Annotated in this window: 9 protein-coding genes; 3 read left to right on the forward strand and 6 right to left on the reverse strand. The window is 54.7% G+C overall.

Annotated elements, in window-relative coordinates; genetic code table 11:
• The first annotated feature begins 109 nt into the window (after positions 1-109).
• Positions 110-688, forward strand: coding sequence for a GcrA family cell cycle regulator (locus QZ279_RS00585; protein ID WP_293446845.1), 579 nt, complete (start codon positions 110-112; stop codon positions 686-688).
• Between the two features lie 78 nt (positions 689-766).
• On the opposite strand, the gene aspS is transcribed toward QZ279_RS00585, so the two are convergent.
• Positions 767-2542 (reverse strand): aspartate--tRNA ligase, encoded by a 1776-nt coding sequence (gene aspS / locus QZ279_RS00590; protein WP_293446846.1) that lies wholly within the window; start codon positions 2540-2542, stop codon positions 767-769.
• A 198-nt stretch (positions 2543-2740) separates the two neighbouring features.
• Between aspS and carB the strand changes: the two genes are divergently transcribed.
• Positions 2741-6079 (forward strand): carbamoyl-phosphate synthase large subunit, encoded by a 3339-nt coding sequence (carB, locus tag QZ279_RS00595; protein ID WP_293446847.1) that lies wholly within the window; start codon positions 2741-2743, stop codon positions 6077-6079.
• Positions 6080-6145: 66 nt separating this feature from the next.
• Here carB and QZ279_RS00600 read toward each other — a convergent pair whose 3' ends face one another.
• From QZ279_RS00600 to QZ279_RS00610, 3 genes are all read right to left on the reverse strand, one after another.
• On the reverse strand, positions 6146-6310 hold the full coding sequence (locus tag QZ279_RS00600) for a DUF465 domain-containing protein (protein ID WP_293446849.1): 165 nt from the start codon (positions 6308-6310) through the stop codon (positions 6146-6148).
• Positions 6311-6417: 107 nt separating this feature from the next.
• Complete coding sequence (locus QZ279_RS00605) at positions 6418-7209, reverse strand: methyltransferase (RefSeq protein WP_293446850.1); 792 nt, start codon at positions 7207-7209, stop codon at positions 6418-6420.
• Positions 7187-7402: a DUF2007 domain-containing protein gene (locus tag QZ279_RS00610; RefSeq protein ID WP_293446851.1), complete on the reverse strand. Its 216-nt coding sequence runs from the start codon at positions 7400-7402 to the stop codon at positions 7187-7189. Before QZ279_RS00610 ends, QZ279_RS00605 begins: the two co-directional genes overlap by 23 nt.
• 65 nt (positions 7403-7467) lie before the next feature.
• Between QZ279_RS00610 and QZ279_RS00615 the strand changes: the two genes are divergently transcribed.
• Positions 7468-8469, forward strand: a complete 1002-nt coding sequence (locus tag QZ279_RS00615) for a polyprenyl synthetase family protein (protein WP_293446852.1) — start codon at positions 7468-7470, stop codon at positions 8467-8469.
• Here the strand turns inward: QZ279_RS00615 and QZ279_RS00620 are convergent.
• Entirely contained in the window at positions 8462-9289 is an 828-nt protein-coding gene (locus tag QZ279_RS00620; RefSeq protein WP_293446853.1) for a 4-(cytidine 5'-diphospho)-2-C-methyl-D-erythritol kinase, read from the reverse strand. The genes QZ279_RS00615 and QZ279_RS00620 overlap by 8 nt on opposite strands.
• Complete coding sequence (locus QZ279_RS00625; protein WP_293446854.1) at positions 9279-10988, reverse strand: tetratricopeptide repeat protein; 1710 nt, start codon at positions 10986-10988, stop codon at positions 9279-9281. Before QZ279_RS00625 ends, QZ279_RS00620 begins: the two co-directional genes overlap by 11 nt.
• Positions 10989-11397 lie beyond the last annotated feature (409 nt).

The raw sequence follows: 11397 nt of genomic DNA on the forward strand, positions 1-11397 counted from the left end.
CTGATTCGTTTGACTTGTATCTCAGCCACGCGTGATTAGAATAGAGCCAAGCACCAAGATATCAGGAGCGGCACCTTCGAGGGCCGCTTTTTTACATAAGGAAGCCGGTATGTCCTGGACAGACGAACGCGTTGAGACGCTGAAAAAGATGTGGGGCGAAGGCCAATCTGCAAGTCAGATCGCCAAGGAACTGGGCGGCGTCACCCGCAATGCTGTGATCGGCAAAGTGCACCGTTTGGGTCTTTCCAATCGTGCTGGCACAGGCGCAAGCAAAGCAAACGCTAAACCTAAGGTCGCCAAAGCAGAGCCGAAACCCAAGGCAGCGCCCAAGGTCGAAGCAGCGCCCAAACCAGCGGCACCTGTCACGGATGTTGTGCCCACAGGCATGCCACCGCGCTCTGCCGCGCGCCGCGCGATTATCCCTGCGGGCCAGCCCTTGCCACCACAGCCCTCCGCAAATGAGATTAGCCCAGAGGCGTTGGCGAAAGTCAGTGAAGTTGAGAAGAAGTCAAAGAAGATCAGCTTGATGGAATTGACCGAGCGCACATGCAAATGGCCCGTTGGCGACCCCGCAACAGAAGACTTTTGGTTCTGCGGCCTGCCTGTGAAAGCCGGCAAGCCCTACTGCGAGGCCCATGTTGGCGTCGCCTTCCAACCTATGTCAGCGCGCCGCGATCGTCGCCGCTAAGTCACCGACTTAAACATGAAAACGAAAAAGCCCCGCAGTTTTCGCTGCGGGGCTTTTCTTTTGGTGCGATCAAAAATCTTAGTGCTGCGGAATAACGCGCAGGCCCAGTTCCATCAATTGATCGCTCATCGCATCAGACGGCGCATTCATCATTAGATCTTCTGCGCGCTGGTTCATCGGGAACATAATGACTTCGCGAATGTTCGCTTCATCTGCCAGCAACATCACAATGCGATCTACACCAGCCGCACAACCACCGTGGGGCGGAGCGCCGTACTGGAACGCGTTAACCATGCCGCCAAAGCGCTTTTCAACTTCGTCCTTGCCATAGCCCGCAAGCTCAAACGCTTTAAACATGATGTCAGGCTGGTGGTTTCGGATCGCACCTGAAATCAGCTCATACCCGTTACACGCCAGATCATACTGGTACCCGAGAACGTCCAAAGGATCGCCATTCAGCGCCTCTAGGCCACCCTGTGGCATCGAAAACGGGTTATGCGAGAAGTCAATCTTGCCCGTCTCTTCATCCGCTTCATACATCGGGAAATCCACGATCCAAGCAAATGCAAACCGATCCTCATCAATCAATTTCAACGCCGCACCAATCTCATTACGTGCACGTCCCGCAACACTTTCAAACGCACTTGGCTTGCCTCCAAGGAAGAACGCCGCATCACCGACACCCAGACCAAGCTGCTGACGGATCGCTTCCGTGCGCTCAGGTCCAATATTCTTGGCCAGCGGTCCAGCCGCTTCCATACCCTCGCCCTGATCGCGCCAGAAGATGTAGCCCATACCAGGCAGACCCTCTTTTTGCGCAAACGCGTTCATGCGGTCACAGAACTTGCGTGACCCACCTGTTGGCGCTGGAATGGCGCGAATCTCTGTGCCGTCTTGCTCAAGCAGTTTCGCAAAGATCGCAAAACCCGATCCTTCGAAATGCTCGGACACAACTTGCATCTTGATCGGGTTACGCAGGTCAGGCTTATCAGAGCCATACCAAAGCGCCGCATCTTTGTAGGAAATCTGTTCCCACGTTTGATCAACTTTACGCCCGCCACCGAACTCTTCAAATATACCACCAACAACGGGCTGGATCGTATCAAAGATGTCCTGCTGTTCGACAAAGCTCATCTCAAGGTCGAGCTGATAGAAATCTGTAGGGGAGCGGTCTGCGCGCGGGTCTTCATCGCGGAAACACGGTGCAATCTGGAAATACTTGTCAAACCCAGACACCATGATCAGCTGTTTGAACTGCTGTGGCGCTTGGGGCAGCGCGTAGAATTTGCCCGGATGCTGGCGTGACGGCACAAGAAAATCGCGCGCACCTTCGGGCGAGGACGCCGTGATGATCGGCGTTTGATACTCGCGGAAATCCATGTCCCACATGCGTTTGCGCATGGACGACACAACATCAGACCGCAGCTTCATATTGCGCTGCAATTTCTCACGACGCAGATCGAGGTAGCGATACTTAAGGCGTGTTTCTTCGGGATACTCTTGCTCACCAAAGACCATCAACGGCAACTCAGACGCAGCACCCAGCACTTCGATGTCACGAATGAACACTTCGACTTCACCCGTTGGGATTTTCGCATTCACAAGGCTTTCGTCGCGCGCCATGACGTTCCCATCAATACGGATACACCATTCCGAGCGCACTTTTTCGATTTGCGAAAACACGGGGCTGTCAGGATCGGCCATAACTTGTGTGATGCCATAATGATCGCGCAGGTCGATAAACAACAAACCGCCGTGATCGCGCACGCGGTGGACCCAACCGGATAGACGCACGGTCTCTCCCACGTTGGATTTATTCAGGTCGGCGCAAGTATGGCTGCGATATGCATGCATGGTGCTTTTTCCTTCGGAAACGGCTATAGGATTGGGGCCGATACACCGCGCGGGGCCGCGAAAGTCAAGTCTCGCTTGGGCTATCGCCCATATGCCCCTTGAACCTGCCCATACCACGTCTATAACGCACGACAATTTGCACGCTGCCGCGACTCTGTTCTGCCACTTAAACAGACCGCCCCGAAAATGAGGTTTACTATGCCCAAACGTACCGACATTTCATCCATCATGATCATCGGCGCGGGGCCAATCGTCATTGGGCAAGCCTGCGAATTCGACTACTCTGGCGCTCAAGCGTGTAAGGCCCTTCGCGAAGAAGGCTACCGTGTCATTCTGGTAAACTCGAACCCAGCCACGATCATGACCGATCCAAACCTTGCCGATGCAACCTATATCGAACCAATCACCCCTGAAATTGTCGCCAAGATCATCGAGAAAGAACGCCCTGATGCGTTGCTTCCCACGATGGGTGGTCAGACAGGTTTGAACACCTCTTTGGCACTTGAAGAAATGGGCGTGCTGGAAAAATACGGCGTCGAAATGATCGGTGCCAAGCGTGAAGCCATTGAAATGGCAGAAGATCGCAAACTGTTCCGCGAAGCCATGGATCGCCTCGGTATCGAAAACCCCAAAGCGACGATCGTAACCGCGCCGACAGATGAAAACGGCAAAGCCGACCTTTCCGAGGGCGTGCGCATCGCGCTTGAAACACTTGATTATGTCGGCCTGCCCGCGATCATCCGTCCTGCCTTTACGATGGGCGGCACAGGTGGCGGCGTGGCGTATAACCGCGAAGATTACGAATTTTTCTGCCGCTCTGGGATGGACGCGTCCCCGGTGAACCAAATCCTCGTGGACGAGTCCCTTCTGGGCTGGAAAGAATTTGAGATGGAAGTCGTGCGCGACACCGCTGACAACGCGATCATCGTCTGCGCAATCGAAAACATTGACCCCATGGGCGTGCACACAGGCGATTCGATCACGGTCGCCCCCGCGCTGACCCTGACGGACAAAGAATACCAAGTAATGCGCAACCACTCCATCGCAGTCCTGCGTGAAATCGGCGTGGAAACGGGTGGATCTAACGTACAGTGGGCCCTGAACCCCGCTGATGGCCGCATGGTCGTTATCGAAATGAACCCACGCGTGTCGCGTTCTTCCGCGCTTGCGTCCAAAGCAACGGGTTTCCCAATCGCCAAGATCGCCGCGAAACTGGCGGTTGGTTACACTCTGGACGAACTCGACAACGACATCACAAAGGTAACGCCTGCGTCGTTTGAGCCAACAATCGACTATGTCGTCACCAAAATCCCAAAGTTCGCGTTTGAGAAATTTCCAGGCTCCGAGCCCTATCTGACGACAGCAATGAAATCCGTCGGCGAAACCATGGCCATTGGTCGCACGATCCACGAAAGCCTGCAAAAAGCGCTGGCGTCAATGGAATCCGACCTGACAGGCTTCGACGAAATCGACATCGAAGGCGCGCCTGAGAAATCAGCAGTCATCAAAGCGATTTCCAAACAGACACCCGACCGGATGCGCACCATCGCGCAAGCCATGCGTCATGGACTAACAGACGATGAAATCCACGTCGTCACGATGTTCGATCCTTGGTTCCTTGCCCGTATCCGCGAAATCGTCGAGGCCGAAGAAGTCGTGCGCGCCAATGGTCTGCCAAGCGATGAAGCCGGTTTGCGCCAGCTTAAGATGATGGGCTTCACAGATGCCCGTCTCGCCAATCTGACTGGCTTCAAAGAGAAAGACGTGCGCAAGGCGCGTCACGCAGTCGGCGTCAAAGCCGTGTTCAAACGAATCGACACATGCGCCGCAGAATTCGAAGCGCAAACGCCCTACATGTATTCCACCTACGAGGCCCCCGCTTTTGGCGACGTAGAATGCGAAGCGCGTCCCTCTGATCGAAATAAAGTCGTCATTCTAGGCGGCGGTCCTAACCGCATCGGCCAAGGCATCGAGTTCGATTACTGCTGCTGCCACGCGTGCTACGCGCTGACGGATGCGGGTTACGAGACGATCATGATCAACTGTAACCCCGAAACTGTTTCGACGGATTACGACACCTCTGATCGCCTTTATTTCGAACCGCTTACGTTCGAACACGTCATGGAAATCCTGCGCGTTGAACTTGAGAACGGCACGCTCCACGGCGTCATCGTTCAGTTCGGCGGACAAACCCCTCTGAAACTAGCCAACGCGCTAGAGGCGGAAGGCATCCCAATCCTCGGCACCACACCCGACGCGATTGATCTGGCCGAAGATCGCGAGCGTTTCCAAGCGCTTGTGAACCAACTGAACCTAAAGCAACCACGTAATGGCATCGCATCCACGGACGCCGAAGCCCTCGCAATTGCGGACGACATCGGCTTCCCGCTGGTCATTCGCCCAAGCTACGTTCTGGGTGGTCGCGCCATGGAAATCGTGCGCGATATGGCGCAACTTGAACGCTACATCGCTGAGGCGGTTGTTGTGTCTGGCGACAGCCCTGTTCTACTCGACAGCTATCTCTCAGGTGCGGTCGAACTCGACGTTGACGCGCTGTGTGACGGCAAAGAAGTCCATGTCACGGGCATCATGCAGCACATCGAAGAAGCTGGCGTTCACTCTGGCGATAGCGCGTGTTCCTTGCCGCCCTATTCGCTGTCAAAGGACGTGATCAAGCGCATCGAAGAGCAAACGCATGCCCTCGCCCTCGCCCTAAACGTGGTCGGCCTAATGAACGTACAGTTCGCGCTGAAAGACGATGAAATTTACCTGATCGAAGTAAATCCGCGCGCATCACGTACCGTGCCGTTCGTTGCCAAAGCAACCGACAGCGCCATCGCCTCCATCGCGGCACGCCTGATGGCGGGCGAACCCTTGTCCAACTTCCCAAAGCGTGGCGCGTACCCAAAAGACGCGGTTCCCGGCTCCCAACCTATGCCCGACCAAATGACGTTGGCCGATTACAACATGCCATGGTTCTCCGTGAAAGAAGCGGTCCTCCCCTTCGCACGTTTCCCCGGTGTCGACACGATCCTAGGCCCAGAAATGCGCTCTACGGGCGAAGTCATGGGCTGGGACACATCCTTTGCACGCGCCTTCCTCAAGGCACAGATGGGCGCAGGTGTTGTGCTGCCAAGCGAAGGCAAAGTCTTCGTTTCCATCCGCGACGACGATAAAACCGACAAAACCCTAGAGGCTGCTCAATTACTCGCCTCGCTTGGCTTCACGTTCACCGCAACGCGCGGCACGCAAAGCTGGCTCACTGACGCGGGCATCGAATGTTCCATTGTGAACAAGGTCTACGAGGGCCGCCCGAATATCGTCGACACCCTCAAGAACGAAGAAATCGCGCTGGTCATCAATACGACAGAGGGCGCGCAAGCGGTGGACGACAGCCGCGAAATCCGATCGGTCGCGCTCTATGGCAAAATCCCCTACTTCACGACAGCCGCAGGCGCACAGGCTGCTGCATTGGCGATCGAAGCGCAGGTTGCGGATGATCTTGACGTGATGTCGTTGCAAGGCACCGCACAGTAAACAATAAAAAACCGGCGCTGAGAGTGCTCTCACGCCGGCTAAGGTCACTTAAATTTTAGATCGCACTCAACTCGAAAGGCGCGTGATCTCTTGTTTAAGTCGTAGTTTTTCTTTTTTGAGATCCGCGACATGAAGGGTGTCTATGCCGGGCGCACGTTGTGCTTGTTCGACTTTTTCAGAAAGGTTGGAGTGTTTCTTCTTCAATTGTTCTACATGCGAACTCAGGCTCATCGAGATCCTCCTTGATTAGATGTGCAACATCATTTCAGCACAGAAAGATTCCTGTGTCACGCTGCAGTCGCATCATATGGTTAGCAAAACCTTAAAATGCCCACGCTTTAGGCAGTCCCACCAAAGTTCAAACCCGCACCACGACGCAGAACCGCTTCGATTATGTCGTTGTAATTCTTTGTACTTTCATCGTGCGTTGCACCGACATGCAGTACAATCGGTGCGTGTAAGCGGAAATCTGCTCGCCCCGTTTTATTTGCACGCACCAGTACCAAATGCGCGGCGCGGCCCCGACGTGCGCAAAGCGGCTGCACCTCGATAGATCCCAAATGCGCATAAACCGCCGATAGCAATTCCGCCAAACGATCCGCTCGCTGCACAAAATGCGCCTGCCCTTTAGGGGCCAAACGTTTCGACGCAACGCCAACCCATTTGCTCAGCGGCGTGTCCCCACCAAGCCCCGTTTCGCGCCCAATGTTCTGTGCAGGAACACTATGCGCACGATTATAGTAGGGCGGATTCGCAAACACATGATCAAACCGCTGACTAAGCACCTCAGACGGCAGATCATTCAAATCAGACGAATGAACCTTAAATTCCAACCCGTTCCTATCAGCGTTACGTCGCGCAAGGTCAGCGTAGCCCGCCTGCACTTCAACACCCGTCAAAGACAGCCCAGACACACGCGCGCCCAAACACAAGGACGCAACACCGCCCCCACACCCCAATTCTAAAACGCTCTCACCCGCCTTCGCAGGGATGCTGGCCGCCAGCAAAACCGGATCAACCCCAGCGCGATATCCCTTTAAAGGCTGGCCAATCTTCACCAGCCCCCCAAGGAAGTCATCGACGCTTAAATCGTCCTCGCCAAAGCGATCAGTGGGGCACTTCAACTTCATTATCCGACAGTATCCGCAGCACGCGGTCATAGTCACGCTCCGCGACCATCACACGGCGCGGCAAAATGCCTATTGAGCCTTCGAGCACGCTCATATTTACGTCTAACTCAAACATCGCTACACCCGCCTCGTCGAGGAGGGCACGAACCAAGGCCGTGAGGGTTATGTCGTTGGTGCGCATCAATTCTTGCATGTGATTTAAGTAAGCGTGACACCCAGGTTTGTACAGGGTCTGAACAAGGCAGGAGCGAGAGTGTGATGAGCTTGGACGAAAATGCAATAAAGCCACATGATGCGATGGCCGCCTATCTAGCCGCTGATCTGGACGCTGTGAACGTTCTGATCCGTCAGCGCATGGCGTCCGAACACGCCCCGCGCATCCCAGAAGTCACGGCGCATTTGGTTGAAGCGGGCGGCAAACGCTTGCGTCCCATGCTCACGCTCGCTGCGGCACATTTGTGTGGCTACACAGGACCATTCCATGTACACTTGGCTGCGACAGTTGAATTCATTCACACAGCAACCTTGCTGCACGACGATGTTGTTGATGAAAGCGGCCAACGCCGTGGCCGTCCGACCGCGAACCTGCTTTGGGATAACAAGTCCTCTGTTTTAGTGGGCGATTACCTCTTCTCACGCTCTTTCCAATTGATGGTCGAAACCGGTTCCATGCGCGTTCTCGACATTCTGGCCAACGCATCCGCAACAATTGCGGAAGGCGAAGTGCTGCAATTGACCGCCGCCCAAGACCTCGCAACGACCGAAGCGATTTATCTCCAAGTCGTACGCGGCAAAACCGCAGCACTATTTTCAGCCGCGACCAAAGTCGGCGGCGTGATCGCAGGTGCGGATGAAACCTATGTCAAAGCCTTGTTCGAGTACGGCGATGCGTTGGGCATTGCCTTCCAGATCGTGGATGACCTGCTGGATATGTCAGGCGATCCAAACGCCATTGGCAAAAACGTCGGCGATGATTTCCGTGAAAAGAAACTGACGCTACCGCTGATCAAAGCGATTGCCAAAGCCGACGCAGAAGAACGTGCCTTTTGGGTGCGCACAATCGAGAAGGGTCGCCAAGAAGACGGCGATCTGGAAACCGCAATTGCCCTGCTCCACAAACACGGCGCGCTGGATGATACTCGCAACGAGGCCCTCGCATGGGCTAACAAAGCAGTGAAAGCAATTGATCAACTGCCCGCCCATCTCGTACGCGATATGCTTCGGGATCTGGCTGGTTACGTCGTCGCGCGAATTAATTGAGCGTCGTCGCCACAACCCACCAATCGGGATGATCTTCGTGGATTTGCGACGCCAACGCATCTGCCTGCTCTGCACTTTCGCACAGCCCAAAACACGTCGCCCCTGATCCAGACATGCGCGCGAGCAAAGACCCACTAAGCGCGCTTAACACGTCCTCAATGATCGGTGCCAAACCAATCGCAGGCGATTCCAGATCGTTACGCTGCAGGCGGCACCACTGTGCAAACTCAATCACATCGGCGCACTTGGGCACGCGATCCATCGCAGCGTTCTCTTTGTGTGCCAAAGCCCTGAACACAGGCGGTGTTTCAAGCGCGACACGCGGATTCACCAAAACCGCCCAAAGCGGAGGTAGCACTGGAACCATCGACAGATCGCCCCCGACACCGCGCATACGCAACGCCATTGGGGCCATGCACACAGGAACATCCGCACCCAAGCGCACCACGTCATCGGGCAAAGGAACATCCCAAAGTTCAGCCAAGGCCAGCAAAGCCGCCGCCGCATCAGCAGACCCACCACCAATACCCGCCGCATTCGGTAGGGTCTTTGTCAGCAAAATATGCGCACCAGCAGAGTGCCCAAACAATGCCGCTGCTTTCAAAACCAGATTACCGCTATCCGTCGGCACACCCGCACTCAAAGGGCCATCAACCGACAAGCGCAGCCCATCCGCCGCTTCAACGCGCACAACATCGCCAACATCGGCAAAGCACACCAGGCTATCCAGCAAATGATATTCATCATCGCGCTGACCCGTCACATGCAGCGTCAGGTTGATCTTGGCCCTCGCAAGCCGCGTAATCACGTTAGCCGTCATCAGCCAGTCTAAGGGGCTCTGCGCCCTCTTCTTCCAGCACCACGTCTAAGCCGACGTCCAATTTGCGACGAATACGATCTGGATCAGCTTCCTGACCAGCATCCCCGAAATCAACGAACGAAAGCGCACGCTTCCATTGAAATTCTGCTTCGAGGTATCGACCAACAGACCAATACACATCGCCCAAATGATCGTTCACAATCGGATCAATCGGCATCAATTCCGTCGCGCGCTCCATCGGCGCGACAGCTTCTTCATAGCGTCCAAGGCGGAAAAGAACCCAGCCAAGGCTATCGACGATATAACCACTGTCAGGCCGCGCGGCGACTGCACGTTCGATCATGCTCAGCGCCTCGTCCAGCTTTTCCTGTTTTTCGACCAAAGAATACCCGAGATAGTTCAAGACCTGTGGCTGCTCCGGATTCAACTTTAACGCCTTGCGGAAATTAGCTTCAGAGTTCGTCCAATTGTCCAAGCGTTCGTGCGCAATGCCGCGTGCATAGTAGATGAACCATTGACCGCTGGTTTCTGTATCAAACTTTGTGAGCGCCATGTCATAGGCTGAAATCGCCTCTTCAAATCGCTCTAATTGGCGCAAAAGATCGCCAAGCGAAGAATGCACAAGCGGTAGATCGCCATGCGATTTAGCCAGCCCTTCCAGCACTTCAATTGCGACTTCTAGCTTGCCGTTCCGGCGCAGCGCCTCAGCGCGTCCTAGTTCAGCAGCATGAAACGCAGGATCATCACGACCCACCTGTTCATAGGTCGCAGTTGCCAATTCGAAACGTTCCATCTGCTCTAACAAGCCAGCCGAAAGTAACGTTGCATCGCTGTGCATCGGATTCAGATACGACGCGACCCGAGAATACAGCAATGTGTAGTCTTCGCTGGCTTCATTGCGCAAAGCGCTAGCGACAGTGAAAAAGACTTCAGACATTCCCTCACGCGCCGTCGTAACAAGGCTGAATTGAAGTTTCTCACCCGCGACCAAGGCTGCGCGCATCGACTTTAGTTTTGGATCAATATCCGGACCAAAGGATGAATCGAGCGTGTTCAGCGCATCCTCGGTCCGTCCAAGCTGACTAAGCACTTCGATATGCGCGATGGCACCACGGCGGGTTTGGCGTAGCGATCCGGCTTCTGGCATCGCAAAAACCTCGTCAGATCCCTCAAAGTCCCCGACCATCGCAAGCGCCAAAGCCTTGTGATACAGTGCAAAGCCCTGCAATCCCGCCTCTTCACCGATCTTTTCGAAGTTCTCGAGTGCCGTTGTGACTTCGCCAATGCCGATCTGCGCCCATGATTTGAGCAATCCATCAACAAGGGGACCGACACCTTGGTCTTCCAAAATGCGAGCAAGCACATCTGCGTAATTTTCTTCCTGTGCGCTCAGCGCGATCAACGCCATTTGCGCAACCTGACTGCTATGACCATCCGCCAGCAGTTTGCTCGCAATCACAGCGGATCGCTCGATATCACCAAGCGCCAAAAGTGCAAAACTGGCATTTTCTAAAATTTCTGGGTTCGACGCGTCCTGCGCCAGAGCCTGAGAATAATAGCGCGCAGCAGTATCATAATCTCCCGTTACAGCAGCGGACCGCGCCGCGAGGTATGCGCCCGCTGGCTCGGCCGCGACGGGCATTCCAAAGACGGCTAATACCGCAACAAGGCTTGTTTGGCGCAAAACGCGTATGGGCACTTACATGCTCCCTTTTTATGAACTGCTCAGACAAAGCTAGGGTTTCAGTGGCCGTAAGGCAATGACCGCGACACTCCAGGCTGTAGAGAATAGGTCAAGTTTACGCGATTGCATCTTCGAGAGCCCAAAAAGAAAGGCAGAGTACCGAAGCACCCTGCCTTTCAAGCATAAACAAAAAGAAATTTTTGCTAACTACAGCCAGTAGGATTGGGGTTACCGGCTGTCTCACTCACAAGTTCACTTATTGTTGTGCAGGGGCTGTATTCGAAGCCAGTCTGCGTGTAACGTTGATTTTCTTCGCCAAACCAGAGAGATGATAAATACACGATGCGTGAAATTGTAAAGGATCAAACCCCGGATCGAAGGATCGTTGTTTACGCACTCGCAATTTTTGTGTGCGTCTTTCTAG

This window comes from Planktotalea sp. (assembly GCF_018607965.1).
GTDB lineage: Bacteria > Pseudomonadota > Alphaproteobacteria > Rhodobacterales > Rhodobacteraceae > Planktotalea.